The organism is Marinobacter sp. LA51, from assembly GCF_030297175.1.
In the GTDB taxonomy this organism is placed as follows: Bacteria; Pseudomonadota; Gammaproteobacteria; order Pseudomonadales; family Oleiphilaceae; genus Marinobacter; species Marinobacter apostichopi.
This window is the reverse complement of the sequence record NZ_AP028070.1, coordinates 2,786,856-2,811,639: the sequence shown is the minus strand read 5'-3', so window position 1 is coordinate 2,811,639 and position 24,784 is coordinate 2,786,856. Positions and strand designations below refer to the sequence as shown.

Genomic DNA, 24,784 nt, shown 5'->3' with positions numbered 1-24,784 from the left:
CGGAATGTGCCCGGTTGGGTGTGACTAAAAAGTAGACAGCTCTGGTAGCACCTGCCGTTGTAGATACGTTACTGCTTTGTAACGAAGCGTAAGCGAACGGGCTGAGGAGGGTGGCATGAACCAGCATCAGGACTTTGCGTCACGTCGCGCCTGGATGGTGGAGAACCAGATTCTTGGTCGCGGTATAACCGCAGCTCCGGTGGTGACGGCGATGAGGCGGGTGCCGAGGGAGAAATTTGTCAGCCCAAGCCTGATTGATGAAGCCTACGATGATGGCCCTTTGCCCATTGGTTTCGGACAAACCATTTCCCAACCCTACATTGTGGCTTTGATGGCGGACGCGATGGATTTGACCGGTGGGGAAGTGGTGCTCGATATCGGCACCGGTTCGGGTTATGCGGCCGCGGTGATCGCCTCGATTGCCGCCCGGGTGTTCAGCATCGAGCGGGTGCCGGAATTGGCCGAATCAGCGGCGCAGACACTGGCGGCCGAAGGGTATGATCACGTGGTGGTGCGTTGCGGCGATGGTACCTTGGGCTGGCCTGAACAGGCGCCCTTCGATGGTATTTGTGTGGCGGCGGGAGCGCCGGTGGTGCCCGAGGCGTTGAAGCAGCAGTTGCGGGTGGGCTGCCATCTGGTCATTCCGGTCGGGTCCGCGCACACGGTGCAGCGCTTGCGCCGCATCACCCGACTATCGGAGACGGAGTTTCGCGACCAGAGCCTGGGTGATGTCCGCTTTGTGCCGCTGCTCGGCGAGCAGGGATGGTCCTGAGCCATCCCGCCGCTGGAGCAGGCGAGCTTAGCCGCTGGCGTTGGTGCTTTCGAAGATCTTGTCGGCCGAGGCGGCAACAAAACCGCTGTACAGCTCACCGTCGGCTTTCGGGTATCGCCGTGCGAACTCGTAAAAGCAGCTTGGAATGGTTTCTTCCCGATCCGAGAATTGTACCGGTATCCGGTCGGCCATGGTGGAGGATTGCTCCAGCAATTCAGCCGGGGAGCCTTTCACTTCGCCACCCGAGGCATTCACCGCGTAACCGTTGTCTTTCAGTAACTGGTTAATTTCCAGCACGGTCTCGAACTGGTTGAGGTGGTTGATACTCACGGTGAAATGGTTGGCGCGATAGCCCCAGGCTGCCATCCAGGCCGCATACTCGCTCTCTTCCAGCAGGGTGCGGTAGGTTTGATAGTCTACGTCCCAGTGACGACCGGAATACAGGAAGTCGTCTGCCTTGACCCGGCCCGGGTCAACCTGCGCCACCAGATCCTTGACGATGGCCTGAAGCTCTGGCGAACACTGCTCTACCAATAACTCCGATATGAACACTTTGGGCGCGTCCGGATCCGGATGTTCGTAATGCCGGGCGTAGAGTTTCTTGGCTTCAAAATGGTACTCGCCACCCTGAACGTAGCCGAGGCTCAGGAAATGTTCGGCCAGGGCATCCAGCCCGACCGGGGCCAGATTGAAGGTGCGCAGGGCGATGTGATCGTTAATGATGGCCTGCCCCTCTTCGGCGCCCAGGATGCGGTGAATCTCCTCGGCTGAGGGAGTGACCTCCTGGTAGTTGCGCCAGAGCTGCTGGAACAGGGCATTGCGATCAGTGTGCATGAACAATCTCCGGACGAAGGTGATGAGTGTTGGGTGCCGCGTCGCGCTGACTGCTTGCCAGGGGCAGGGCGCGGCAGGTTTGGCCTGGTTCGAGGCCCATCTGGTCGGCCAGGGCCGGGCTCAGGCACAGGGTGTTAGAGCCTGGCCGGGTGTCTGCCCCGGTCAGCACCGTGGCCCTGAATTCTGCGGTTCCAGTATTGGTGATCAGCAACGGCATGGCAATGCGCTCGCGGCTCCGTTTCTGGAATTCGGTGGCCGGCACGGCATCCACTTCAACCTGCCAGGCTTGGGACTCCCGCACGCTACGGATCGATGCCAGCGGGCATTCAACCGTCGGGCCCGCGTCGAACAGGTCCACCAATCCCTTGTGCTGGAAACCTTCGGTTTCGAGCAGGCGCAGCGCTGGCCGGGTGCGCTCATGCACCTGACTGATCACCGCCCTGGCTTCAGCGCTCATCAGGCAGGTGTACAGCGGGTGCGACGGCATCAGCTCGTCAATGAAATGGGTGTAGCCGGAGCCAACTAAACGGGTGGCCGAGGCAAAATCCATATCGACAAAATGGGTCTTCAGCCAGGACCAGAACGGAGACTGGCCGGCGTCGTCAGACACCCCGCGCATCTCAGCGATCACGGTATCGGAGAACCGCTCCGGGTGGAGTGCCATAAACAGGAACCGGACCCGAGACAGCAGTTTGCCCGCGTTGGCGCGTCGGAATTCCGGGCGCAGGTACAAGGAACAAATCTCGGTGCAGCCAGTGTAGTGGTTGCAGCGGGTCAGGGTTTCCACATTGCGTCGCAGGCCCAGATCCCGGGAATGGTGAGTTACGGTGCTGCGGCGGAAATGGTGAAGCGGGCGGGTGCGACCGGCGGCGGCTTCGATGCCGGTGGTGCCCATGATCTCACCGGTGGTCTCATCCTCCAGTACAAACAGATAATGCTCGTCACCGGGCTGAGTCACCTCGCGCTCAAAACTGGCAATGGAATGCTCGATCTTGCGAGCCAGAGCGTCGCGATCGGGCATCAGGGACGTAAATCCGGGGCCGGATTCAACGGCAATCTGATACAGGGTATCCAGATCCGTGACTGCAATCGGGCGAATGAACATGGCCAGCATCCTGAAGTGGTTTGGCACAGTATGAACAGTAGAACTGCCAGATTGCAGATGCAGTTTGAGCGAAATGATCTATGATAATGGCAAATTGATTAAATGGGTCGCCAAAATGATAGGAAAACAGGATCAGAAGCTACTGATGCTGCTGCGCCACAACGCCCGGGCCAGTATTACCGAACTCGCCCGAACCCTGCATGTGTCCCGGTCAACGGTGCAAAATCGCATTGCGCGTCTGGAAGCCAGCGGTGTTATCCGGGGCTATTCGGTGCTGTTGGGTGGAGAGTTTTCAGCCAACCAGGTGGAGGCGCACGTGTCGATAAAGGTGCTACAGAAACTGACGGCCCGAACCAACACCGCGCTGGAGGGTATTGCCCAGGTCTCGCAGCTGTTTTCAGTCAGCGGTGAGTACGACCTGATTGCCATCGTGCAGGCCCAGTCGCTGGAAGAACTGAGTGCAGTGCTTGACGATATTGGCAACCTGGAAGGGGTGGAACGCACTAACTCGGCGGTGGTGTTGGAGACACGCTTTAGGCGCTAGTTTGCAAAGACGGGCAGGAATCCACCTGCAGGGCCGCTCTGTTTTGCTCAGGCGCCCAGCAGGCCAACCGCGGCGCAATAGATAAAAGCACCAGAGCCCATCAGGATGAGGCCCCAGGCGGGGAAAATCAGAGCTGAACGAGACGATGTTTTCATGCGCACCTTCTGTTGTTGAGAAAGGGTTGGGCCAGTGTTGAGCAAGCTGATACGCCTGCCCTGACACTCTAGACCATTGCCCCGGTCTGTCACGGGGTGTTTGTGACCAAGTGCTCAATTGTGAACGCATTTGTTACACAGGAAGACTGTGCTGGATATTGAGCGGTGGCGAATTCCGACTACTATAAATAAGTCCGAATACGTCCAACCTCAACTAAAAAGAATGATAACAACAACAAGGAGCCGTAAATGGCCATTGATCCGCGAAAGCAGACGTCGTTGCACTGTCTCTATTTCTGGGCCGAAACTACCCCCGATGCGATTTATCTGACCCAGCCCTACCCGGACGGACGGGTGGAAGAACTGACGTGGAAAGAGGCGGCCGATCAGGTCTCCCGGATGGCTACCTATCTCGCAGGACTTGATCTGCCAGCGCACAGCAACATCGCGCTCCTGGGCAAGAACAGCGCTCACTGGATCCTGGCCGATCTGGCCATCTGGGCCGCCGGCCATGCCTCGGTACCGCTGTACCCGACCCTGAATGGAGAAACCGCCGCCTACGTGCTCGAGCACAGCGAGGCCAAACTGCTGTTCCTGGGCAAGATGGACGGAACGGCGGACGGCTGGAACGATATCAAGGGACGTATCCCGGCCGACCTGCCGGTAATTTCGTTGCCAATGTCGCCTCGGGACGACACGCCCAATTGGCTTGAACTGGTGGCCCAGAATGAGCCAGCGGAGCCCAGGCTGCCCGACCGCGATTCCCTGGCGACATTGATCTACACCTCAGGCAGTACGGGGCGGCCAAAAGGAGTCATGCACAGTTTCCGCACCATGATTTCTGTTGCCGACGGCTTGCAGCAGATATTCCCGGTGTCGTCCGATGAACGCATGTTGTCCTATTTGCCGCTGGCCCATGTGGCCGAGCGGGCCGCGGTAGAGACCCAGTCGTTGTATTACGGGTTTCATCTGTACTTTGCCAACTCCCTGGATACTTTTCAGGAAGACCTGCAACGAGCACGCCCAACCCTGTTCTTCTCGGTGCCCCGATTGTGGATGAAGTTCTATCTGGGGGTGAATGCCAAGTTGCCGCCCAAGAAACAGAAGCTGCTGTTCAATATTCCGGTGGTCAAATCACTGGTGAAAAAGAAGGTGCTGAAGCAGCTCGGCCTGGACCATTGCCGTGCCGCACTCACCGGTGCCGCGCCGCTGTCCGGGGAGATCATCGCCTGGTATCGGAACCTTGGGCTGGAATTGCTGGAGGTGTACGGAATGTCCGAGAACTTCGGCTATTCCCACGCCAACCGGCCCGGGCTGGCCAAGGTAGGCACGGTCGGCAACGCCAATCCAGGTGTTGAACATCGCATCGCCGAAGGTGGCGAGGTGGAGGTCAAGAGTCCGGGGCAGATGCTCGGCTACTTCAAGAACGAAGAGAAAACCCGGGAGGATGTCACTGATGATGGTTTCCTGAAAACCGGTGACATGGGCGAAATCGACAGCGATGGCTGTCTGCGGATCACCGGCCGGGTCAAGGATCTGTTCAAGACCTCAAAGGGCAAGTACGTGGTGCCGGTGCCCATTGAAAGCCGTTTTAATCATCCGCAGGCGGAAGTGGTGTGCGTGGCCGGTGCTAACCAGCCGCAGCCGTGCCTGATGGTATTGCTGTCCGAGGAGGCGCGGGATCAGCTGGAAGCGGGTGGTGACCGCGTCGAACTTGAGCAGGAACTGGCACAGCAACTGGATGCGGTGAATGCCGAATGCGAAGCCCACGAAAAGCTGGCTTTCGTGGTGGTGGTCAAGGAACCGTGGACCATGGAGAACGGCATGCTGACACCCACCATGAAGATCAAGCGGAACGTGATTGAAGACTTCTACACCCGAAAGATGGACGACTGGTTTGGGCAGAAAAAGAAAGTGGTCTGGGAATTCTGAGCCCTGAAAACAAAAACGCCGGTGCTTCCTAACGGGAACACCGGCGTTTACAAATCCTTTTGCGCTGTTACCAGCCCTGTGGCACCCACGCCTTTCCAGATCGGGTTCAGTGACCGCCCTGCATCTGAGTCATATCTGGCGCAACGGCTCCTGCCTTGCGCTTCCACGACCGAATCTTTCGGCTGATGAACTGAACCGCCTGCTTGGAAGCAGCACGGGTGTACTGGCGCCTGACCTCTTCACTATTGTGGAGGATACTTGACGGCAGTGGTTGTACGGTTGCGATATGGTTCTGAGTCATAGCGCCTTCCTCCCTTTGTCAGGTGTATTAATTAGCGATCTACCTTTAACTTGGACCAAAGTATAAGGGTTCTTTTTTGCAGTAGTAATACGTTAAAATCCGTACTCACGTTGCAAATATGCAGTCATTATGGATTGGGATTATCTTCGATATATACGCGCCTTGGCAATAGGCGGAACCCTCGCCAAAGCTGGCGAATTGCTGGGTGTGCATCAAACCACGGTGCTACGTCGACTGGACCAGATGGAAGAGTCGTTGGGAGTGCAGTTTTTCGAACGGAACCGCGATGGTTTGCAGCTGACCCCAGTGGGCGAAACCGCCTTCCGTGAGGCTGATCGGCTGGCGGTCGCCATGGAAAACCTGGAGCGCAAGCTGGTGGGCCAGGATTCCGCGCCGGTGGGTAAAGTCAGGCTGGCCGCGGAAGACGCCACTCTGAATGCCTTGCTCAGTCCGATCCTGGCGGACCTGGTCCGGGAGTTTCCGGATATTGAGCTGGAGGTGCTGACTGACAACGACGTCGCCAACCTCAGCCACCGGGAAGCCGACCTGACCCTGCGCTGCGACAACAAGCCCCAGGCTACCCTGGACGGCGAGCGCATCGCCGCCGTCGAATCGGCGGTCTACGGCGCGGCCCGCTATTGTCGTCGCAACCGGCAAATGGACATCGAGAATGATCCGGAGGCCTGTGTCTGGATCGTGCCCGATGAAACCTTCAGCCATCTGGCCACCGGGCGCTGGTATCGCAAGCATCTGAAAAACGCCCAGTCGCTGATCCGGTGTAACAGCCTGCAGTCCATGCACTCACTGGCCTGCGCCGGTGCCGGGTTGGCGGTATTGCCGTGTTACCTGGGCGAAGGCGCGAAGGAATTGCGCCGGCTGAGCGATCCACTGGAAGGCGAGAGCGTTGACCTCTGGCTACACGTCAGCCAGGACACCCAGCAGATGGCCCGGGTGCGGATCGTGATGGAGTTTCTGGTGGACCGGCTTCAGGGGCTGGAATCGACCATCGAAATCAGCGGCTCGCTATAAAACCAGTCAGCCACAAAAAGGCCAGAATTGGTACCAGCGCCAGCATTGGAATTCCTGCTCGCACACCTGAAGCTGATTGTCGTAGCGGAAGGCCCGGGTCTGTACCCGGCCGGCCAGGGCGGTGATGTCCGGTTTCTGGTCAAAGGTTCGGCGCTGGTAGCCACCCCGACCCTCGTGGTAGGCCAGGTAGAGCTGGCGAGGATTGTAGAACTCGATGCCCAACTGCCGGTGGCTCAGATGGTTGTACCAGCCCACAAAGTCCAGGGCGTATTCCATATCGGTGCGAACGGTAAACCAGCCGTCGCCGTTGGCGGCCAGGTATTCACGCCAGGCTGGATCCAGCGCCTGGGCATAGCCGTAGGCCGAAGTTGGCCGGGCCCATGGAATCAGGCCCCAGAGCAGGGTTCTTGGCGGGCGGGCATGGCTGCGAAACGACGACTCGTAGTACACAAAGGCCATCTGGGTGGCAATGGGAGTACCCCAGCGGTGTTCGGATTCGCGGGCGTAGTCGTACCACACCGGGTGTTCCCGGAAGATTTCGCACAGGTCTTCGGGATTGGCGGGCGGGTCCGGCGCCAGCAGGCTAAACCTCAACGTGGCCCATACCCCCATCAGCAAGCCGAGCACTGGCAATCCGTACCACTTTACCCGTGACCGCCAGTCATTAACTCGGCGTGGTCGGCGTCCCTTGCGTCGGCGCCCGGGTTGTCGGATTTTCCCTACCAAACTGTCATCTCCAATGCCCATGGATTGCTTGATGCCTGAGCGGAACACATGTCATAAACAGGGCCTGCACATAACGAGATGGTAGATAAATGAAGCTTGGCACCCTAGTTAAACCTGTTTTAGTTGCCGCCCTGCTGGTTTCCGGCAGCGCCACAGCAGCGCCGTCGGCGCAGCAGGTCCTGGCCGCGTCACCGGTGGACGACATCGTTGCCCAATACCCGGCCATGATGAGCCAGGGTATCCGCGAGGGCCTGAAACGCTCCAACCAGATACCGCCGATGGTGGCCGAAACCATTGGCTACGTGGTCAGTGGCAGTTTTCGCGCCGCTGATATTGAACAGCAAATCGTAAAGGACCTGGAAGCCGGTTTGACCGATCGGCAACTGGAAGCCGTCGCGGACTGGTACCAATCGCCGGTGGCCAGAAAAATTTCCGCTGCAGAAATCGTGGCGTCGGATCCGGCCATGTGGAAAGAGATCAAGGCCAGGGCGCCGGCGCTCAACGAGAAGTACCAGGGCAGTGATCGTGCCCGCCTGTTCGACCGGTTCGACAGTGCCGCCCGCGCCACGGAAAGCGCCGTGGATACGTCCATTGCGGTTCAGCTCGGTCTGGCCACTGCCATGGCCGCGTTCAGCAGCGACTCGGTCAACTACGATCAGCTCAAGCAGCGCATTGAAAGCCAGCGTGGCGCCATCCGGGGTATCGTGGAGCAACAGGTGTACGAGAGCTATCTGTTTACCTACGAAACCATCAACAACGAGGAAATGAATCAATACGTGGCGTTCCTCGAAAGTGGTCCGGGTTCGGCGTTTTCCCGGGTGGTCACCGACAGCATCCAGCAAGCCATTACCGATCCGATTGAGTCGGTTGGCAAGCAGATGGCACGGTTTCTTTCTCCGGAACAATCAAGCGATCAGTGAAGCGGCAAAGCTCGGCATAGACCTGCTCCCGGCGCCTTGCGTATCGGTGCGAGAAGTGGAACGCCACCAGTTGCCGCACGCCCGCGGCGTTGGCGATGCGGGCGGTGGCCTCGGTGGTCAGGTGACCGGTTCGTTTGGCCTGGTCCACGTCTGACACCATGAACGAGGCCTCGCAGAACAGCGTGTGGGCACCGCGCGCCAGATCGGTCATGCGAACAATGTTCTCCGGGGTGTCGGCAAAGTCCGTGGCGTAAACCACCGGTTCGCCGGCGGTCTGGATCAATATTCGGGCCGCCAGATCCTCGGCCCGGTAGCTGGCACCGTTACCGGGTGAAATCAGTTCATCCGGGCGCTTTCTCAGCACCGCCAGCTTGAGGTCGTGCAGCCAGGCCCCGGCCTGGGCACCGATCTCCTGCAATGCATTCTTCCGCACGTTCAGCTTGCCAAACGGCTCCCAGGCATAGGCCATTACGGGTGTGCCATGGTCCAGCATCGCGGCTCTTATCCGGAATTCCGTTTCCCGATGGATCACGCCTCCGGGCGTGGGCAGGTCCTCCAGGGCTTCCGGCGTGCCCGCACCGGCGTTCAGTTGCCAGCGTTTCAGGTGGTCGCCGTGCCACTCGTGCACGATGAATCTGGGGCCGCGGTCTTCCACCCGATCCCACAGCAGCCCCCGAACCATGCCGGCAATATGGCCCAGCAGCCCGGGCGGGCCAAACAGCCGGCAGGAAGGGAAGTGGCCGATTCGGCTGCGCAGGAACCACAGAAATCCGCCAATGTGGTCGGCATGGCAGTGGGTGATGAAGACATCGGTGACTTGGTGTGCCGACCGGAGCGCCATGCGTCCGCTGTCACCCATATCGAACAGCAGACTGCGGGATTCGTGCAGCAGGCGTAACTGCATCAGTGGATCGCCACCAATTCCGTTGACCAGGGAGGCCACGGCGGGCCCTACCCGCACGACTATCTGAGGATCGTGACCATTGCTGGTGAGTGCGCCCAGTTCAACGCTTATCTCGAATGCGCCCCTGCCATTGTGGTTCTGCTGCATTAGGTCCGCCTCCCATTGCCGCCGAGCATCGCCCGGTGTGCTCGAAATTTGTACAACCGGCGATTTGGGTCCAATCTCATAAGTATATGCGAACAGGGAGTTACTCCCATGGATTTCAATGCTTATCAGAAAGCGTTGTCGGTTCAGTCGAGGGGGACTGAGTGCCCGTTTGCACCCGCGGAGTACGAACAACGCCTCATGTGCGTCCGTCAGCGCATGGCTGATGACGATATCGATGCGCTGTTACTGACCGACTGTTCCGACATCTTCTATCTAACCGGCTACAGCACCTTCGAGGTGTCGGTTCATGTTGCCCTGGTGGTTACTGGCTCGTCTCTGCTACTACAGGTTCCCTCCATCGAAATGGGACCGGCGATGGTGACGACCCGGGTGCCAAACGTGTCCGGCTATCGCTGGGAAGGTATTGGTGAGGTGTTGTTACCCTTGATTGATGCTCTAAACGATTCGGCTGACACCGTGGGCATCGATGCCTGGCATGGCTCACTGCGACAGGGGGTGTTGGAAGGCCTGAAGGAAAGGCTCTCAGGTGTGCGCTTTGTGGATGCTGGCGGCTTGGTGAAGAAGGTCCGGATCGTCAAGTCCGGGGCCGAGATCGAGTTCCTGCGCGAAAGCGCCAGGATCACCACGGCCGGGCTTCAGGCCGCGGTGGCAAGCGTGCGCCCAGGGGTTACCGACAACGACATTGCCGCGGTTGGCGCCAGGGCACTGCTTGAAGGTGGCAGCGAATTCATGAGCATGCAGCCGATTGTCACCACCGGCCGGCGCAGCAGTGTGATTCACACCAATCACAATCGGGTACGGGTGGAGCCGGGCGAGCCGGTATTTCTTGAGTTTGGTGCGGCCTGGCATCGCTACACTGCGCCGATGATGCAAACGGTGGTCGCCGGAGAGCCTTCTGCAGAAATGCGCCGGGTATTCGATGGCTGCCGGCGGGTGGTGGACGCCTTGCTGGAGGCGATCAAACCAGGTGCAACCTTTGATTTCGCAGCGCAAGAGGCTGAAAGGGCGTTGGCTCCTCTGGCCAGGAAGGTCTTTTTCTCTGGGGTGTTCGGCTACACAGTCGGGGCCCAGTTTCCGCCGTCTTGGGTGGAGGGCTCGGGCTTCATTGCCCGCGGTGGCAATACCGAGTTCATGCCGGGCATGGTGTTCCACTTGCCGATCTGCCTCAGGGTGCCGGGTCAGTGGGGGATTGGCTGCAGTGAAACCGTTCTGGTAACGGAACACGGCGCCGAAACCCTGACCGCCAATCCGTGGTCGCTTATTCCAGTCTAAGTTCCTGCAGGAAAACCGTCCGCGGCTCCGACAGTCCGTTTGCAAATAGGGTCAGGCGGCGCACCTGGCGCAGATTCATGGTTCTGGTAGCCGGTGCCTGCTCAATATCCTCAAGTGCGATGGTGTGGCTTGAAGCCCCCGTTGTCAGGGTTAGCCGGGTGTTGTATCGGTCACTGAGGGCATTGCTTCCCCGTTCGTGCTGGATGTCATTTATTCGCAGGATCAGGGTGAGAGGCTCGGGCGCCGGGTTGTGCAGGCGCAGAGTCAGGGTGTCGAAGTCCCGCCAGTCGGATGGCACCCGGTACAGAGAGGCACCGGAGTAGCGTTCTGTGCCCAGTTCGATTTTCAGACTCTGGTCGTGTGTATCGTTATGCCGGGGAGAGGGTTCAACCGACCCGCGCCAGTAGAGCGACGGATTACTGTGGTCAAAGTCGTAAACCTGAGGCAGTTGGTGCTCAAGCTTGAAGTAACGGGCCGCTTGCACGCCGGTGGTGCTCAGTTCGTAAAGCAGCAGCAGGGAGCTCGATAGAGCCAGGACAGCGGTGATTGCACGGTTGCGCACCCGGAAGGTTAGCACTGGCTGCCAGGCCAGAACGAACCAGAGGCCGATCAGGTTGCGCAGAAGATCCCGCAAGTCGAAATCGCGGCCCATACCTGCTTGCACGGTTTCAACCGCAATACCAAACACCAGCACGGCGGCCGTCGAAGCCAGCCACAGACGCCAGCCTCTGAACCAGCGCCGGGGATTCACGGCGAGGGTCAGCAGGGCAAACAACAGAACATGACCCAGATTCCAGGCCGCGAAGTTGAAGCCACCGGGGAGCCAGTCGGGTCTGCCGATAAACAGGAGAGGGGTGATCAAGACAACACCCACAAGGGCCAGCGAACGAAGTCGCTGCCCCTTGGGCGTGTTGGCTGGGATACTGCCTGAAGCCATTAGCTGCGGCTGGTAACTTCCAGCAGGTGATAGCCGAACTGGGTCTTGATCGGGCCAAGCACGGTGTGCAGTTCGCTGTTGAAGACTGCCTTGTCGAACTCAGGCACCATCTGGCCCGGGCCGAATGATCCCAGGTCGCCGCCATTGCGGCCAGACGGGCAGGATGAATGCTGCTTGGCGACTTCGGCGAAATCCTGGCCACCTTCGATGGCTTTCTTCAGTTCTTCACACTTCGCTTCGCTGTCTACCAGAATGTGGCGTGCAGTTGCCTGTGCCATGGTTTAACTCCTTACGTGGGTTATTGAAAACGTCAGAACCGGAATGCTGCCCGTACCCAACGTTTGAGGCAAGGGCTTTTTATCCGTGTTTCTGCGGTCTCACGATTGATCCTGCAAACCTGTACAATGCCGGCTTTCTTTTGCCGGCGCCAGCCACTCTGGGCTGTACCGGCCTCACGTCTATAGGTTTCTGATTGATTTCCACCGCCAATATCACCATGCAATTCGGGGCCAAGCCCCTGTTCGAAAACGTCTCGGCTAAATTCAACAACGGTAATCGCTACGGCCTGATCGGCGCCAACGGTTGCGGTAAGTCGACCCTGATGAAGATTCTTGGCGGTGACCTTGAGCCCAGTGCCGGCCAGGTTATGCTGGAGCCCAACGTCCGCTTGGGTAAGCTGCGCCAGGACCAGTTCGCCTATGAAGAGTGGACGGTGATGGACACCGTGATCATGGGCCACGAAGAGCTCTGGAACGTGAAGAAAGAGCGCGACCGGATTTATTCCCAGGCCGAGATGAGCGAAGAGGACGGCATGGCCGTGGCGGACCTGGAAGTACAGTTCGCCGAGATGGACGGCTACACCGCCGAAGCCCGTGCTGGCGAGCTGCTGCTGGGCCTGGAAATTCCCCTGGAAGAACACGAAGGCCCCATGAGCGCCCTGGCTCCCGGCTGGAAGCTGCGGGTGCTGCTGGCCCAGGCGCTGTTCTCCGATCCGGACGTACTGCTGCTGGACGAGCCCACTAACCACCTGGATATCAATACCATCCGCTGGTTGGAAAACATCCTGGTGGCACGTAACAGCACCATGATCATCATTTCCCACGACCGCCACTTCCTGAACAGTGTGTGCACCCACATGGCGGATCTGGATTATGGCGAGCTGCGCCTGTTCCCGGGCAACTACGACGAATACATGACCGCCGCCACCCAGGCCCGCGAGCGCATGCAGGCGGACAACGCCAAGAAGAAGGCCCAGATTGCCGAACTGCAGCAATTCGTGAGCCGCTTCTCGGCCAACGCCTCCAAGGCCAAGCAGGCCACCTCCCGCGCCCGTCAGATTGACAAGATTCAGCTCGAAGAGGTGAAGCCTTCAAGCCGGGTGAGCCCGTTCATCCGCTTTGAGCAGGGCAAGAAACTGCACCGTCAGGCTGTGACCCTGCATAAGCTGAGCAAGGGCTTCGATGGCGAAACCCTGTTCAACAAGCTGGACCTGCAGGTGGAAGCCGGCGAACGCGTGGCCATCATCGGCCCGAACGGCATCGGTAAAACCACGCTGCTGCAGTGCATGGCAGGCGCTTATGAGCCCGACGCCGGCGAGGTAAAATGGACCGACAGTGCCGAGGTTGGTTACTACGCCCAGGACCACACGGCCGACTTCGCTTCAGATGACACCCTCAGCGACTGGATGGCCCAGTGGACCACCGGCGGCGAACAGCTGGTTCGAGGAACGTTAGGGCGGATGCTGTTCTCCGGTGATGACATTGGCAAGTCGGTTAAAGTGATCTCTGGTGGTGAGCAGGGCCGGATGCTGTTCGGCAAGTTAATCCTGCAAAAGCCCAACGTGATGCTGATGGACGAGCCCACCAACCACCTGGACATGGAATCCATCGAGGCGTTGAACCTGGCGCTGGAGAATTATCCGGGTACGCTGATCTTTGTCAGTCATGATCGGGAGTTTGTTTCTTCTTTGGCAACGCGCATTATCGAATTGAGTGCCGATGGGGTTACTGATTTCAGTGGTTCTTATGATGATTATCTTAAGAGTCAGGGTTACGTTTGATTCTTTGAGTCTGGGGGCTGGGCATCCGGGAAACGCTGCCCAAAACCCGCTCCTTCGGCACGTCCATGTGGCGCTTGAGCTTCGCCATCCATGGCTTCGCACAGTTTTGGGCAGCGTTCCCCGGCTGCCCGATCAAACTTTTGTGTGGCCTTCAAACACCTAAAAGAGATTCGCATGTCTGAGACAGAAGTTATAAGCGCAACCCGCAAGTGGGTCGAGAACGTGGTCGTCGGCTACAACCTCTGTCCATTTGCAAAGAAGGAGCTGATTCGGGATCGCGTACGGTTCGTGGTCTCTGACGCCGCCGACGAAGATAGCTTGCTGCAAGCGTTGCATTCAGAGCTTCAGCACCTGGACGAAGAGCCCGAGGTTGAAACCACGGTTTTGATCCATCCGGGTGTATTGCAGGACTTCGAAGCCTACAATGAGTTTCTTGATGCGGCCGATGGTTTGCTGGCCTATCTGGATATGGAAGGCGTATATCAGATTGCGAGCTTTCACCCGGACTACCAGTTTGCGGGTACCGACCCGGAGTCGGCGGAGAACTACACCAATCGTTCTCCATACCCGATGCTTCACCTGTTGCGTGAAGCGAGCCTGGAAGCCGCGATTGAAAGCCATCCGGACGTGGACGGAATTCCCGGTCGAAACATCAAGCTGACTGAAGAACTGGGCGTTGAAACAATGCGCGAAGCTCTCTTAAATTGCATCAAGAGCGCTAAGACTCCCGGGGAGTAGAACGAAGAGCAGGTGGAGCCTCCTTTCCAAAACTGTGCGAAGCCATGGATGGCGTAGCTCAAGCGTCACATGGGTGAGGCAGAGCGTTAATGAAGCGAAGCTTCATGCGACAGCCGAACGACCGCAATCTGTGATTGCGGGCAGGACCCCATAGGGGTGCCGAAGGAGCGGGTTTTGGAAAGGGGGCTTCACCTGCGAAAGCACGGACTAGACGTTAAAAGGCCGAAGCCAGCTAACCCGCAAGACCAAGAGGCAACGAGTGGGACTTCTTTTCGAGCAAATTGACAGTCAACCGTCGGAAATCGGCGAGATCACCCTTAGGCGCCGGAAGATTCCGGCCATTGGCGACCGCGATATCTTCGAGGTAAAGCTCGGAGAAGAATTCCTGATGTCCAGCATGTTCGTGGACGCTGAGATTGCCCTGTCAGACCTTGGCTTGAACGAAACCGAAGGCGACAACCTCAGTGTTGTCGTTGGCGGGCTGGGGCTTGGCTACACCGCCGTGGCAGCACTCAAGCATGAGCGGGTTGGCGAGTTGCTGATTGTGGAATACCTGGAGCCGGTCATTGGCTGGCACCAGCAGGAATTGGTGCCGCTCGGAGCGGACATCAATACCGACGGCCGCAGCCGTTATGTCCATGGCAGCTTTTTTGATCTGGCGGTTGCTGAGCCCAGTGAGGGTGGATTTGATCCCGCATCACCGGGCAGAACCTTTGATGCCATCCTGCTGGATATCGACCATTCGCCCAGGGCCCTGCTGCACGATTCCAATGCCAGCTTCTACACCACCGAGAATATCGGCAAGATGGCACAGCAGCTGAAACCGCGAGGCATCTTTGCCATGTGGTCGAACGAAGGGGAAGACGAGGAATTCATGGCCGTGCTGCGGGACGTGTTTACCGACGTTGCCTGCCATTACGTGCGCTTTTTTAATCCGTTTCAGAACAGGGAATCGTTTAACACCGTATACGTAGCCCGCAAACCGGGCTGAACTTTCCGGAGTCTGTATGCCTGTGACGACCCACCGAACCCGACCCTTCAGTTCCAGCCAGCGCCTGCCGGAAACTGACGATGCGCCAATTCTGCACGAGCCGGAGCATGCCGGTGGCCTGCTGGCGGACTTTATTCGCCGTCATCCCCGGTTGCTGATCCTGACCGGCGCAGGCGTCAGTACCGATTCCGGCATTCCCGATTACCGGGACGGCGAGGGCGCCTGGAAGCGCAAGCAACCGGTGCAGCATCAGGCCTTCATGGACAGTTACGAAACCCGGCAGCGCTACTGGGGCCGAAGCCTGATTGGCTGGCCGGTGATGCGAAATGCCGCGCCGAACCCATCCCATCACCATATCTCCGACCTGGAGCTGCTTAATCACAGCAGTCTGGTGGTCACCCAGAACGTTGATCGGCTGCACCAGAAAGCAGGCACCCGGGCCGTGACTGACCTGCATGGCCGGGCCGATGAAGTTATCTGCATGAGCTGCGATTACCGCTGCCTGCGGGACGAGGTGCACGATCGCTGTGCCGATCTAAATCCGGGTTTTCAACATTACAAGGCGGAGACGGCGCCGGATGGCGACGCGGATCTGGAAGTGGATTTCTCGGATTTCCGCCCAGCGGGTTGCCCCAAGTGTGATGGCATCCTGAAGCCAGACGTGGTGTTTTTTGGGGATTACGTGCCCAAGGACCGGGTGTATTCGGCGCTGGATGTGCTCAAGGCCAGCGATGGCCTGCTGGTGATTGGCTCGTCGCTGATGGTGTATTCCGGGTTTCGTTTCTGCCGCTACGCCAAGGAGTGGAACAAGCCCATTGCCACGCTGAACCTTGGGCGTACCCGGGCCGAGGACTTGGTGGATCTGAAACTGAATGCGCGGATTGGCGAGACGCTGGAATCGGCTATTTATAGCCTTTGAATCGGTTGTGAATCCTGGCAAAAAAAGAGCCCACCAATTGGTGGGCTCTTTGCATTAGGCCGCAGGCCGGCGGGTCCAGGAACCGACTGCCACCTGTTGCGCTTACATCAGGTTGTAGATGAACACGGCTGCTACTGCCACGGGGGTGAAGTAGCGGATGGTGAAATACCACAACCGGAACATCGGGCCGGACAACGCCAGCTCTTTTTCCACCGCTTCGCGGGACATCACCCAGCCGGCAAACACAGCAACCAGCAGGCCGCCCAATGGCAGCAGGATGTTGGCGGTAAAGAAGTCCAGCAAGTCGAAGATGGTCTTGCCTTCGAACATCGCAATGGCGCCCAGCGGTGCAAAATCCGACCACAGGTTCAGGGACAGGATGGAGGCAATACCAAGGGCCCAGCACACCACACCGGCGCCCAGGGTGCTCGCGGTACGGTTCATGCCTTTACGCTCTTCCAGCCACTCGACAATGGGCTCCAGCAGGGAGATCCCAGACGTCCAGGCCGCGAAGATCAGCAGCACAAAGAACAGGGTGCCGAACAGGCTGCCCATGGGCATCTGGCCAAAGGCCAGCGGCAGAGTCTGGAAGATCAGGCCAGGGCCGGCGCCAGGCTCAAGGCCGTTGGCGAACACGATCGGGAAAATGGCCAGGCCGGCCAGCAGCGCAACACCGGTGTCGATCACCGAAACAGCAATAGAGGTCTTGGCGATGGATACGTTCTTCGGCAGGTAGGAGCCGTAGGCCATCATGACCGCCATACCCAGACTGAGAGTGAAGAAGGCGTGGCCCAGGGCGACCAGAATGCCGGAGGTTGAAAGCTTGGAGAAGTCCGGCTGGAACAGGAAGCTCACGGCGCGACCAAATTCGCCGCTGGTCATGGCGTAGCCCACGGCAATCAGCAGCAGCACGAACAGGCCAGGCATCAGAATGCTGACGGCACGCTCAAGGCCAGCGCGAACGCCCTTGGCGACAACGAACATAACCAGTGCCATGAACAGGGTGTGCCACATCAGCAGGGTCAGCGGGTCGCCCAGCAGGTTGGAGAAGATAGCGCCAATGGCTTCAGCCGACTGGCCTACCAGTTGGCCGCTGGCGGCGGTACCCACATAAGACACAGCCCAGCCGCCAATCACGGAATAGAACGACAGGATCAGGAAGCCGGCCAGTACACCGACCGCGCCGACCATGCGCCACGCCGGCTTGAGCCGGTCGCGCTCGGCAATCATGCGCAGACTGTTAACGGGGCTGTGGCCACCGCGGCGGCCGATCAGCACTTCCGCCATCATGATTGGCAGACCCACTGCCGCAATACACAACAGATACACCAGGACAAAGGCGCCGCCGCCGTTTTCACCGGTGATGTAGGGGAACTTCCAGATGTTGCCCAGGCCGACGGCCGAGCCGGTTGCCGCCAGGATGAACGCCAGTCGGGAGGACCAGAGCCCCCGCTTGGCGTTGGAGCCTTCCAGTGCCTCCGAGTGGGCGGCACTACCTGAATCTGATACAGACATAACTGTCTCCTGCTTGGTACTTGTTTTTGTTTGGGAAAGCAGGGGCCAAAGCGAACTCCGGCCCCAAAGAAATCGATGCCAGGGGTTATCCGACCCGCGCCAGGCGCTCGGTCAGGGAGTCCACTTTGGCAACGTGTTTGCGAAACCGTTCTTCCGCCAGCTCATTGGCAATGGTGCCGGTTGGCAGGCCGCTCCGGTCAGAACGGGTAAAGATTTCCTTGAGCGTGTCGCCGATGCCATTGACGTGTTCGCGCACGGTGTCGGGAGAGGCCCCGGTACGCTCGTAGAACACGTCGATGATGCCGCCGGCATTGATAGCGAAATCCGGTGCGTACAGGATTCCGCGGTCTTTCAGGGCCTGATCGTGGTCCGCGTGCTCAAGCAGATTGTTGGCGGCGCCGGCCACGATCCGGGCTTTCAGTTTCGGAATGCTAGTGTCATTCAGCACCGCGCCCATGGCACAGGGTGCGACCACATCCACGGGCAGGTACAGGATGTCTTCAGCGGACGCTGGTGTTGCGCCCAGCTCATCCACGGCGCGCTGCATGTTCTCGGCAAAAATGTCGTAGACCCACAATTGCGCGCCGGCCTCTTTCAAGTGCTTGGCCAGGCGAAAGCCGACATTGCCGATACCCTGGATCGCAACCTTCAGGCCTGTCAGGTCGTCCCGATCCAGCTGATGCTTAACCGCCGCCTTTAGACCGACGAAAGTGCCCCAGGCCGTTGCCGGTGAGGGGTCACCGTTGCTGGGCTTGCCATCAAAACCCATACGCTCGGCAACGCCGGCGACGTTTTGGGTGTGGCGGCCCATGATCTTCAGGTCGGGTACGCTGGTGCCGGAATCTTCCGCCGCGATGTATTGGCCACCCAGACTCTCCAGGTGTTTACCCATGGCTTCGAGCAGGGCTTCGGATTTCTGCTTGCGTGGGTCACCAATGATCACGGACTTGCCACCACCAAGGTCCAGATTGGCCAGGGCCGATTTGTAGGTCATACCCTTGGACAGACGCAGCACATCACGCAGCGCTTCTTCGTCGGTGGCATAGGGATACATCCGGCAGCCGCCAAGCGCGGGTCCGCGAGAAGTGTTGTGGATCGCAACGATGGCCTTCAGTCCGGTTTCCGGGTCGCAGAAAAAGGACAGATGTTCGTGGTTGTCGAATTCGGGGTGGCTGAATACGTTCATGGCGTTTCACCTATCTTTCTTGGCTGGAACTACCCTTGTGGGGCCTGAACAGCCGGTGTTTTGTTGTTAGACCGCGGCACTCGCGATTCGTTGGTGGTGCTGACTCCAGGTGCCTGTGCTCAGGATGGCGCAAGCCCGGATGCCGGAATGCCGATCGATGTCAGGTGAGAACGTCTGTTTGATGCAGAGGGGCATACGTGCGCGTAACGCAGTCTGCCTGGGTGGCGTACTGAATGTGGCATGTTGAAATCCCCTCCACCTCACCGGATCGCGGCAATGGCGGCAGTCTTGTTGTTGTCGACCGGCTTTTGGCCGGCGTTGCGATTTCAGTTGTCCGATTCGCGCGGGAAAGTACCGTTTGAAAGTGCCCTTTTGGGGCCGGACAGAAAACAAACTAATTTCTTTTTACGTGAACGTCAACTTGCAAAAGCTAATCAATTTTCCCGGTCGCTTCGAAATCACGGCAAGCACTTGTGACCCCAGCAATTTTTATAAAAAAGGGGTATATCTCAGCGGCCATTAGCGCGAATCGTTTTGAGAGTCATCACCGTCACCTAGGGTGGCTGCGGTATAATAAGGATTGTGGTTGCCCGCTCTGATTGAGCGAAGGAGGGAATCATGAAACGATTGTTTTATATCGTCGATGCTATCGACAATGTGGAAAGCATCTCCGACGACCTGCACCGCGACGGCGTCTCCAACTGGCGGTTTCATGTGGTCAGTAAGGACGAAGCCGGTCTGTATTCGCACCATGTTCATAGCGCCAGTGTGCTGGATCGCACTGATCTGCCAAGGTTTGTGGAACGGGGGCTGATCATCGGCGGTCTGTTTGCACTGTTCTTCATTCTGCCCCTGGCACTCTGGGGCGACCTGGCCTGGCCAACGTCGGCGTTTGTGGCCATGGGTGTGTTTGCAGTGCTGGCGGGTGGCTGGCTTGGAGGCTTCGGCGGAATTGGCACGGAAAACTACCGGATTCGGCGGTTTCACAAGGACATCGAAGCCGGCAAGTACCTGATCATGGTGGATGTGCCTAAGGCGGATGCTGCGCGTGTTGAAATGCTCATGCACCGATTGCATCCCGAAGCGGCCCTTGGCGGCGAAGGCAGCAGTATCAACAATCCCTTTGCGGCAGCGGATGGGCGAGTGCATATCATGCATTGAGCCGGTCGTGAATTGAGCCTCGATTAAGGGGGGGGTTCGGTATTTACCTATACGCGGTCAGAGGAAACTAACTTAGCTTCCTCTGATGTCCGTCGCTTCCTACGCATACCAGATCCAGCCGCACAAAGTCCGTCAGGAATTTTTCCGGCTCTTTCCCATCTCCCTGTTCGTGGTGGCGTTTGGTGCTGCCTTTGGTTTGGCGGCTACCCAGCAAGGCCTGCTCCCACTGGAAGCGATGTTGATGAGCACCACGGTATTCGCTGGTGCTTCCCAGTTCGCGGCCACCGATATGTGGGGCACCGAGGTCTCGGTGCTGCCGCTGATTGCAGTAGTGTTTGCGATCAATTCCCGGCATCTGTTGATGGGTGCGTCCCTGTACCCGATGCTCAAAGACGTGGCGCCATTGAAGCGCTACGGCCTGCTGTTGTTCCTGACCGACGCCAATTGGGCGGTATCTGCCCAGGAATACCAGAACGGCCGACGTAACCTGGAAGTCATCCTCGGGGGCGGGCTGGTGCTCTGGCTGGCATGGCTCGTAGGTACCTGGCTGGGCGTGTACTTCGGTGGTGTGCTGCAGAACCCCAAGAGCCTCGGGCTGGATATGGTGCTGGGTTGTTTCCTGCTGGCGATGGCGCTGGGTGGCAAGAAATCCCCCAGAGTTCTGGTAGCCTGGGGCGTGGCCGCCCTGGCGTCACTGGCTGCGTGGAAGTGGCTTCCGCCGCATACCCACGTGGTCGCCGGCGCATTGGCCGGTGGTCTGATCGGCTACTTCTGGCTGGATCAGCCGCAGCATGCGGAACAGGAAGAGGGGCCGGCATGACCATCGAAACCACCACTACGGGTGTTCTCGCCCTGATTGCCATCATGGCGTTGGTTACTCTGATTACCCGGTTTGGCGGCGTGTTCGCCATGTCGTTTGTCCGGATTAGTCCGCGCATCGAGAGCTTCATCAACACCATGGCCAGTTCGGTGTTGATTGCCATCGTCGTGCCTATGGCGTTCTCCGGCGATGCCGGTGCGGTTGCAGCGCTTTCGGTAACAGCTGTGACTATGCTGGCGCTGAGGAAGCCGCTGCCGGCCATTGGTGCCGGTATTGCCGCCGCAGGCCTGGTGCGCTACCTGTTCTAGACGAGTGCGCTACTGGCCTGCTGAGGCAGCCTCTGACATCGGGTTGGGATTGCGCAATGCCAGCTCGCCGATGCCGGGCAGCTTGATACCCAGGGCCATGGGGTTCACACCCAGAGACAGGCCCAGAATGTTCAGCTCCAAACCCTCTCGCACCCCCGCGAGGATCCCAAGATATCCTCCCATTGAAAGCTGGTAGCCGGTGCCGCCCGGCACCTCCGCTACTATGCGATTGCCCAGATAATCCTTGCCGATGGCGTTGCTCGGCAGTGCCACATCCAGTCCCGGTACTTCCCGAATTACCCAGGCGGTAAAGGTGTTGCTGTTGGGTCCGGGCCAGGCTTCGTATTCAGTGACATAGGGATAGGCGTCCACGGCCTGATAGATGGTCGGGATTAACGCTTGTGCTTCCGCGCCGCGAATGTCGGCGTACAGTTCGGGCCTGGCGCCGTACCAATGGCGATCGGGTTCGCTCAGGCGGGAGCTGACCACGTAGCGACGCCAACCAGTGACTTCATGAACCCGATACTGCTCGGCGCCCGCCTCCTTGGTGGCAATCCAGGTGTGCACGGCAAAGTAACCACGCCAGCTCCAGGCGCGGGCTCCGTAAATCTGAACCACCGCTTCCGGATGCTGTTCCGGGCGCGGCGCGATCCCGGCGCTGGCGCGGGTTGCGGTTCGCCAGCTTTCGGCACCCTGCAGGCTGCTGTTTGTGGCCAGGAGCAACGGGCCTGTCAGCAACATGAGCAGGGCGCCGAGGAACCAGGCGGAGTATTTCAGCGTTCGCTTCATATCGGTGTCCGGGGTGGGGTATTAATTATGTTGGCACTGATATCCGATACGCGCCAATGCCTTCGCCAGATTGCATGACACCGGCGCTGTTTGCCGGCGATGGGGTTGTCTTCTAGGCTGAATATACACGTCAAAAAGCGAAGGCTAAGGAGTGGTGCCATGTCCGACCATCATGTGTACAAGAAGGTGGAAATCATCGGTTCCTCGCGCAAGAGCATCGAAAACGCGATTGAGAATGGTCTCGAGGAATGCAGCAAGAGCATTCGCAATATGGAGTGGTTTGAAGTGATGGAAACCCGGGGCCACATCGAGGATGGCAAGGTTGGCCATTATCAGGTGGTGATGAAAGTGGGCTTCCGCATCAAGGATAGCTGACGTTGATCACCCGGGCCCGGATGGCCACGGTCAGGCGATTCATCAGGTCCCGGGCCTCGCCCTCATAGAGGGTGTGACATTTGTCCCGCAATACCCGGCGTTCGTGATCCGACGGTGAACCGGCGGTCTCTTTCAGCAGGTCCAGGTGCTGGCAGGCAGTCAGATGAACCTTGATTTGGGTATCGATGAGTCGGGTAATCAACTCATCCACCGCCTCGCTGCAGTAGGGCCGATTGCGATTGAGCATGGTACGGGCGTCCAGGGCAGCATTCCTGGCCTCCAGCCTGAGGTCACCTGCCGACTCTCCATTCTCGACAGCGCGCAGGAACATCCCTAGCCGGTCGTGCAGGAACCAGAGTTGCGGCCAGATCTGATCGTAGGCGCTCTTTTCGGCGCGATATTTCGCGATGCTGGCCTCAACACCCTGTAATGCTGAGGCTTCCCGTTCTGGCGCGTTGAACTGGCTGACCCGGATCTCGTCCACCTCCCGACCCATACTGCCGATCTTCTGACGCAGGTTGTCAATGTCCCGGCTGGCGGAGCGTTTGGCACCTGCGCCCAGCCAGAGTGCCAGCAACCCCAGCAAAAGCGCCGCACCGGCCAACAGAACAGCTAGTTGGCCGCCATTGGTGATACTCAGCAGTGACTCAGAGTCCATGGCGCGTATTCCTATACACAAACGTGCTTTGAATGTTCAGTATAGAAGCTAATCGTTGTCTTCGTGACGAAAAGGCAGCAGAGTCAGGGACTCCTGGAAGTAGCCTTCAACCTGTTCCGCCTCGTCCTGCACGAACGCCGCGATGGCGTCCCGGAAGCCCGGGTGGCGGACACCGTGCCAGGAGTGGGTGAGTACCGGTTCGAAGCCCCGAACCAGTTTGTGCTCACCTTGTGCGCCGGCATCAAAGCATTGCAGGCCCAGTTCGATCGCGAGCTCTATGCCCTGGTAGTAGCAGGTTTCGAAATGCAGGTGGTTGTATTCGTCCAGGCAGCCCCAGTAACGCCCATACAGGGTGTCCTCTCCCCGCAGGAACAAGGCGCCGGCGATCATCTCCCCGTCGCGCACCGCGATAACCAGGAACAGATGCTCGGACAGGTTCGCACGCACATGCTTGAAGAACGACGGGTTCAGGTACGGACGCTGGCCGCGCTTGAGGTAGGTGGCCTGGTAGAACACGTGAAAGGCGGCCAGCACGTGGTCAGGAATGTCGCGGCCATGAAAGCGGCGAAAGCTGATGCCCTGTTCTGCGACCTGCCGGCGTTCCCTGCGAATGGATTTGCGCTTGCGGGATGTAAGTTGCCCCAGGAAATCCCCAAAGTTGCCGTACTCCCGGTTGTGCCAATGGAACTGACAGCCAATGCGGTGCAGTCCACCGGCATGGCCTAGCAAAGCCTGGTCTGCAGCATCAGGAAACAACAGGTGCCAGGAATGGGCGTCGAGGTGGGTGATCAGCGTGTCCAGCAGATCCCGAAGTCTGCCCTCCCCAAGTCGGTTTCGAAGCAAGGGATCGAGCAGCAGGCGCGGACCCTGGGAGGGGGTGAATGGAATGGCGATCAACAGCTTGGGGTAGTAGTTCAGGCCATGGCGCTGATAAGCATCGGCCCAGGCCCAATCAAACACGTACTCGCCCATGGAGTGGGTTTTCAGATAGGCGGGGGCAAACCCGGCGATCTGGCCATCAACACGAAACACCAGGTGGCAGGGCTGCCAGCCGGTTGCAGCGGTGGTGCAGCCGGACTGTTCCAGCGCCTTGAAAAACTCATACCGCAGGAACGGATTGGCCTGGCCGGCCAGGCGATCCCAGTCTGCCTGGGGAATCTCATCAATAGAGGTGCAGGTGTCGACAGTGAGGGACTGAAATCCGGGTTCGGGCATGGCCAGTTTAGCTCCAGCGGGGTGGCTCCTTATGAGTCTCCCGATACCATACGCCAGAACCCGGGGTTTGATCACTGTCCGGTGTTGTTACTTCTCAAGGGCGTCGCAGCGCTCCTGGAATTTTTCCTTCATCTTTTCGCGACGCTGTTCGTGCTTCTCCCGGTGCTCCTCGTGGATGTCCTCCCAGATATCGAGCTGCTCATCGGTCAGTTGCAGGCGTTCTGCCATGTCGGCCCGACGTTCCTTCATTTTTTCGTGACGCTTGTCCTGATCGAAGCGACCCTTGCCCTCGCGAAAGTCCTCGCACATCTCGGCCATATCCCGCTTGCCATGATGGCCTTTGCGGTCGCCGTGGTGGTCGGCCAGGGCAAACGGGCTTGTGGCCAGAAGCGCGGAAGCGAGCAGGCCGGCGGTGATGATGGAACTGTTACGTTTTTTCATAGTGCTGTCC

27 protein-coding genes are annotated in these 24,784 nt (G+C 58.9%); 14 read left to right on the top strand and 13 right to left on the bottom strand.

Annotation, left to right across the window (positions count from 1 at the left end):
* Window positions 1-115 precede the first annotated feature (115 nt).
* Entirely contained in the window at window positions 116-772 is a 657-nt protein-coding gene (locus tag QUE89_RS12925) for a protein-L-isoaspartate(D-aspartate) O-methyltransferase (RefSeq protein ID WP_286220483.1), read from the top strand.
* A 27-nt stretch (window positions 773-799) separates the two neighbouring features.
* Here the strand turns inward: QUE89_RS12925 and QUE89_RS12920 are convergent, their stop codons facing one another.
* The gene (locus QUE89_RS12920) at window positions 800-1,606 is read right to left on the bottom strand and encodes a DUF1338 domain-containing protein (RefSeq protein WP_286220481.1); all 807 of its coding nucleotides are present in this window, start codon (window positions 1,604-1,606) and stop codon (window positions 800-802) included.
* Complete coding sequence (locus tag QUE89_RS12915; RefSeq protein WP_286220480.1) at window positions 1,596-2,711, bottom strand: arginine N-succinyltransferase; 1,116 nt, start codon at window positions 2,709-2,711, stop codon at window positions 1,596-1,598. The genes QUE89_RS12920 and QUE89_RS12915 overlap by 11 nt, the downstream gene beginning before the upstream one ends.
* Window positions 2,712-2,826: 115 nt before the next feature.
* Between QUE89_RS12915 and QUE89_RS12910 the strand changes: the two genes are divergently transcribed.
* Window positions 2,827-3,255, top strand: a complete 429-nt coding sequence (locus QUE89_RS12910; RefSeq protein WP_286220479.1) for an Lrp/AsnC family transcriptional regulator — start codon at window positions 2,827-2,829, stop codon at window positions 3,253-3,255.
* 404 nt (window positions 3,256-3,659) lie between these two features.
* Entirely contained in the window at window positions 3,660-5,342 is a 1,683-nt protein-coding gene (locus tag QUE89_RS12905; RefSeq protein ID WP_286220478.1) for an AMP-binding protein, read from the top strand.
* Between the two features lie 106 nt (window positions 5,343-5,448).
* On the opposite strand, the gene QUE89_RS12900 is transcribed toward QUE89_RS12905, so the two are convergent.
* Window positions 5,449-5,643, bottom strand: a complete 195-nt coding sequence (locus QUE89_RS12900) for a hypothetical protein (RefSeq protein ID WP_286220477.1) — start codon at window positions 5,641-5,643, stop codon at window positions 5,449-5,451.
* Between the two features lie 129 nt (window positions 5,644-5,772).
* Here QUE89_RS12900 and QUE89_RS12895 point away from each other — a divergent pair, with 129 nt between their 5' ends.
* The gene (locus QUE89_RS12895; RefSeq protein WP_286220476.1) at window positions 5,773-6,672 is read left to right on the top strand and encodes a LysR family transcriptional regulator; all 900 of its coding nucleotides are present in this window, start codon (window positions 5,773-5,775) and stop codon (window positions 6,670-6,672) included.
* 6 nt (window positions 6,673-6,678) lie between these two features.
* Here QUE89_RS12895 and QUE89_RS12890 read toward each other — a convergent pair whose 3' ends face one another.
* Window positions 6,679-7,398, bottom strand: coding sequence for a transglycosylase SLT domain-containing protein (locus QUE89_RS12890; protein ID WP_491844567.1), 720 nt, complete (start codon window positions 7,396-7,398; stop codon window positions 6,679-6,681).
* Between the two features lie 89 nt (window positions 7,399-7,487).
* On the opposite strand from QUE89_RS12890, the gene QUE89_RS12885 reads away from it, so the two are divergent.
* Entirely contained in the window at window positions 7,488-8,318 is an 831-nt protein-coding gene (locus tag QUE89_RS12885; protein ID WP_286220475.1) for a DUF2059 domain-containing protein, read from the top strand.
* Here the strand turns inward: QUE89_RS12885 and QUE89_RS12880 are convergent.
* Window positions 8,245-9,369 carry an MBL fold metallo-hydrolase gene (locus QUE89_RS12880; protein ID WP_286220474.1) on the bottom strand — a complete coding sequence of 375 codons (1,125 nt, stop codon included), beginning with the start codon at window positions 9,367-9,369 and terminating at the stop codon, window positions 8,245-8,247. The genes QUE89_RS12885 and QUE89_RS12880 overlap by 74 nt on opposite strands.
* Before the next feature lie 108 nt (window positions 9,370-9,477).
* Between QUE89_RS12880 and QUE89_RS12875 the strand changes: the two genes are divergently transcribed.
* Window positions 9,478-10,662: a M24 family metallopeptidase gene (locus QUE89_RS12875; protein WP_286220473.1), complete on the top strand. Its 1,185-nt coding sequence runs from the start codon at window positions 9,478-9,480 to the stop codon at window positions 10,660-10,662.
* Here the strand turns inward: QUE89_RS12875 and QUE89_RS12870 are convergent.
* Window positions 10,649-11,524: a VanZ family protein gene (locus QUE89_RS12870; RefSeq protein ID WP_286220472.1), complete on the bottom strand. Its 876-nt coding sequence runs from the start codon at window positions 11,522-11,524 to the stop codon at window positions 10,649-10,651. The genes QUE89_RS12875 and QUE89_RS12870 overlap by 14 nt on opposite strands.
* A gap of 74 nt (window positions 11,525-11,598) precedes the next feature.
* Entirely contained in the window at window positions 11,599-11,877 is a 279-nt protein-coding gene (locus tag QUE89_RS12865; protein WP_041339657.1) for a peptidylprolyl isomerase, read from the bottom strand.
* Between the two features lie 194 nt (window positions 11,878-12,071).
* Here QUE89_RS12865 and QUE89_RS12860 point away from each other — a divergent pair, with 194 nt between their 5' ends.
* The 4 genes from QUE89_RS12860 (at window position 12,072) to QUE89_RS12845 (ending at window position 16,306) form a co-directional block, all read left to right on the top strand.
* The gene (locus tag QUE89_RS12860) at window positions 12,072-13,658 is read left to right on the top strand and encodes an ABC-F family ATPase (protein ID WP_286220471.1); all 1,587 of its coding nucleotides are present in this window, start codon (window positions 12,072-12,074) and stop codon (window positions 13,656-13,658) included.
* 174 nt (window positions 13,659-13,832) lie between these two features.
* A complete protein-coding gene (locus tag QUE89_RS12855) occupies window positions 13,833-14,396 on the top strand; it encodes a DUF1415 domain-containing protein (protein ID WP_286220470.1) in 564 nt (187 codons plus the stop codon).
* A gap of 259 nt (window positions 14,397-14,655) precedes the next feature.
* Entirely contained in the window at window positions 14,656-15,387 is a 732-nt protein-coding gene (locus QUE89_RS12850) for a polyamine aminopropyltransferase (RefSeq protein WP_286220469.1), read from the top strand.
* Window positions 15,388-15,403: 16 nt separating this feature from the next.
* Window positions 15,404-16,306 (top strand): NAD-dependent protein deacetylase, encoded by a 903-nt coding sequence (locus tag QUE89_RS12845; RefSeq protein WP_286220468.1) that lies wholly within the window; start codon window positions 15,404-15,406, stop codon window positions 16,304-16,306.
* Between the two features lie 102 nt (window positions 16,307-16,408).
* Here QUE89_RS12845 and QUE89_RS12840 read toward each other — a convergent pair whose 3' ends face one another.
* Window positions 16,409-17,821 carry a sodium-dependent transporter gene (locus QUE89_RS12840; RefSeq protein ID WP_286220467.1) on the bottom strand — a complete coding sequence of 471 codons (1,413 nt, stop codon included), beginning with the start codon at window positions 17,819-17,821 and terminating at the stop codon, window positions 16,409-16,411.
* Between the two features lie 85 nt (window positions 17,822-17,906).
* Complete coding sequence (locus tag QUE89_RS12835; RefSeq protein ID WP_286220466.1) at window positions 17,907-19,007, bottom strand: Glu/Leu/Phe/Val family dehydrogenase; 1,101 nt, start codon at window positions 19,005-19,007, stop codon at window positions 17,907-17,909.
* A 618-nt stretch (window positions 19,008-19,625) separates the two neighbouring features.
* Between QUE89_RS12835 and QUE89_RS12830 the strand changes: the two genes are divergently transcribed.
* The 3 genes from QUE89_RS12830 (at window position 19,626) to QUE89_RS12820 (ending at window position 21,296) form a co-directional block, all read left to right on the top strand.
* The gene (locus QUE89_RS12830) at window positions 19,626-20,168 is read left to right on the top strand and encodes a hypothetical protein (protein WP_286220465.1); all 543 of its coding nucleotides are present in this window, start codon (window positions 19,626-19,628) and stop codon (window positions 20,166-20,168) included.
* A gap of 85 nt (window positions 20,169-20,253) precedes the next feature.
* Window positions 20,254-20,988 carry an AzlC family ABC transporter permease gene (locus QUE89_RS12825; protein ID WP_286220463.1) on the top strand — a complete coding sequence of 245 codons (735 nt, stop codon included), beginning with the start codon at window positions 20,254-20,256 and terminating at the stop codon, window positions 20,986-20,988.
* A complete protein-coding gene (locus QUE89_RS12820) occupies window positions 20,985-21,296 on the top strand; it encodes an AzlD family protein (RefSeq protein ID WP_286220462.1) in 312 nt (103 codons plus the stop codon). The genes QUE89_RS12825 and QUE89_RS12820 overlap by 4 nt, the downstream gene beginning before the upstream one ends.
* 9 nt (window positions 21,297-21,305) lie before the next feature.
* On the opposite strand, the gene QUE89_RS12815 is transcribed toward QUE89_RS12820, so the two are convergent.
* Complete coding sequence (locus QUE89_RS12815; RefSeq protein ID WP_286220461.1) at window positions 21,306-22,085, bottom strand: DUF3750 domain-containing protein; 780 nt, start codon at window positions 22,083-22,085, stop codon at window positions 21,306-21,308.
* Window positions 22,086-22,244: 159 nt separating this feature from the next.
* On the opposite strand from QUE89_RS12815, the gene QUE89_RS12810 reads away from it, so the two are divergent.
* Window positions 22,245-22,460, top strand: coding sequence for a dodecin (locus tag QUE89_RS12810; RefSeq protein WP_286220460.1), 216 nt, complete (start codon window positions 22,245-22,247; stop codon window positions 22,458-22,460).
* On the opposite strand, the gene QUE89_RS12805 is transcribed toward QUE89_RS12810, so the two are convergent.
* The 3 genes from QUE89_RS12805 to QUE89_RS12795 all read right to left on the bottom strand — a co-directional run bounded on the left by QUE89_RS12805 (window position 22,447) and on the right by QUE89_RS12795 (window position 24,774).
* Window positions 22,447-23,118 carry a hypothetical protein gene (locus QUE89_RS12805; protein WP_286220459.1) on the bottom strand — a complete coding sequence of 224 codons (672 nt, stop codon included), beginning with the start codon at window positions 23,116-23,118 and terminating at the stop codon, window positions 22,447-22,449. The two genes, QUE89_RS12810 and QUE89_RS12805, sit on opposite strands and share 14 nt — an antisense overlap.
* Before the next feature lie 48 nt (window positions 23,119-23,166).
* A complete protein-coding gene (locus tag QUE89_RS12800; RefSeq protein ID WP_286220458.1) occupies window positions 23,167-24,333 on the bottom strand; it encodes a GNAT family N-acetyltransferase in 1,167 nt (388 codons plus the stop codon).
* An 87-nt stretch (window positions 24,334-24,420) separates the two neighbouring features.
* Window positions 24,421-24,774 carry a hypothetical protein gene (locus QUE89_RS12795; RefSeq protein ID WP_286220457.1) on the bottom strand — a complete coding sequence of 118 codons (354 nt, stop codon included), beginning with the start codon at window positions 24,772-24,774 and terminating at the stop codon, window positions 24,421-24,423.
* Window positions 24,775-24,784: the final 10 nt, after the last annotated feature.

Coding starts and splice junctions, on each gene's coding strand:
- QUE89_RS12925 (WP_286220483.1), top strand. CDS start 116: ATGAACCAGCATCAGGACTTTGCGTCACGTCGCGCCTGGATGGTGGAG.
- QUE89_RS12825 (WP_286220463.1), top strand. CDS start 20,254: ATGTCCGTCGCTTCCTACGCATACCAGATCCAGCCGCACAAAGTCCGT.
- QUE89_RS12845 (WP_286220468.1), top strand. CDS start 15,404: ATGCCTGTGACGACCCACCGAACCCGACCCTTCAGTTCCAGCCAGCGC.
- QUE89_RS12920 (WP_286220481.1), bottom strand. CDS start 1,606: ATGCACACTGATCGCAATGCCCTGTTCCAGCAGCTCTGGCGCAACTAC.
- QUE89_RS12795 (WP_286220457.1), bottom strand. CDS start 24,774: ATGAAAAAACGTAACAGTTCCATCATCACCGCCGGCCTGCTCGCTTCC.
- QUE89_RS12840 (WP_286220467.1), bottom strand. CDS start 17,821: ATGTCTGTATCAGATTCAGGTAGTGCCGCCCACTCGGAGGCACTGGAA.
- QUE89_RS12880 (WP_286220474.1), bottom strand. CDS start 9,369: ATGCAGCAGAACCACAATGGCAGGGGCGCATTCGAGATAAGCGTTGAA.
- QUE89_RS12900 (WP_286220477.1), bottom strand. CDS start 5,643: ATGACTCAGAACCATATCGCAACCGTACAACCACTGCCGTCAAGTATC.
- QUE89_RS12815 (WP_286220461.1), bottom strand. CDS start 22,085: ATGAAGCGAACGCTGAAATACTCCGCCTGGTTCCTCGGCGCCCTGCTC.
- QUE89_RS12905 (WP_286220478.1), top strand. CDS start 3,660: ATGGCCATTGATCCGCGAAAGCAGACGTCGTTGCACTGTCTCTATTTC.
- QUE89_RS12805 (WP_286220459.1), bottom strand. CDS start 23,118: ATGGACTCTGAGTCACTGCTGAGTATCACCAATGGCGGCCAACTAGCT.
- QUE89_RS12810 (WP_286220460.1), top strand. CDS start 22,245: ATGTCCGACCATCATGTGTACAAGAAGGTGGAAATCATCGGTTCCTCG.
- QUE89_RS12885 (WP_286220475.1), top strand. CDS start 7,488: ATGAAGCTTGGCACCCTAGTTAAACCTGTTTTAGTTGCCGCCCTGCTG.
- QUE89_RS12910 (WP_286220479.1), top strand. CDS start 2,827: ATGATAGGAAAACAGGATCAGAAGCTACTGATGCTGCTGCGCCACAAC.
- QUE89_RS12855 (WP_286220470.1), top strand. CDS start 13,833: ATGTCTGAGACAGAAGTTATAAGCGCAACCCGCAAGTGGGTCGAGAAC.
- QUE89_RS12915 (WP_286220480.1), bottom strand. CDS start 2,711: ATGTTCATTCGCCCGATTGCAGTCACGGATCTGGATACCCTGTATCAG.
- QUE89_RS12835 (WP_286220466.1), bottom strand. CDS start 19,007: ATGAACGTATTCAGCCACCCCGAATTCGACAACCACGAACATCTGTCC.
- QUE89_RS12865 (WP_041339657.1), bottom strand. CDS start 11,877: ATGGCACAGGCAACTGCACGCCACATTCTGGTAGACAGCGAAGCGAAG.
- QUE89_RS12830 (WP_286220465.1), top strand. CDS start 19,626: ATGAAACGATTGTTTTATATCGTCGATGCTATCGACAATGTGGAAAGC.
- QUE89_RS12875 (WP_286220473.1), top strand. CDS start 9,478: ATGGATTTCAATGCTTATCAGAAAGCGTTGTCGGTTCAGTCGAGGGGG.
- QUE89_RS12820 (WP_286220462.1), top strand. CDS start 20,985: ATGACCATCGAAACCACCACTACGGGTGTTCTCGCCCTGATTGCCATC.
- QUE89_RS12895 (WP_286220476.1), top strand. CDS start 5,773: ATGGATTGGGATTATCTTCGATATATACGCGCCTTGGCAATAGGCGGA.
- QUE89_RS12800 (WP_286220458.1), bottom strand. CDS start 24,333: ATGCCCGAACCCGGATTTCAGTCCCTCACTGTCGACACCTGCACCTCT.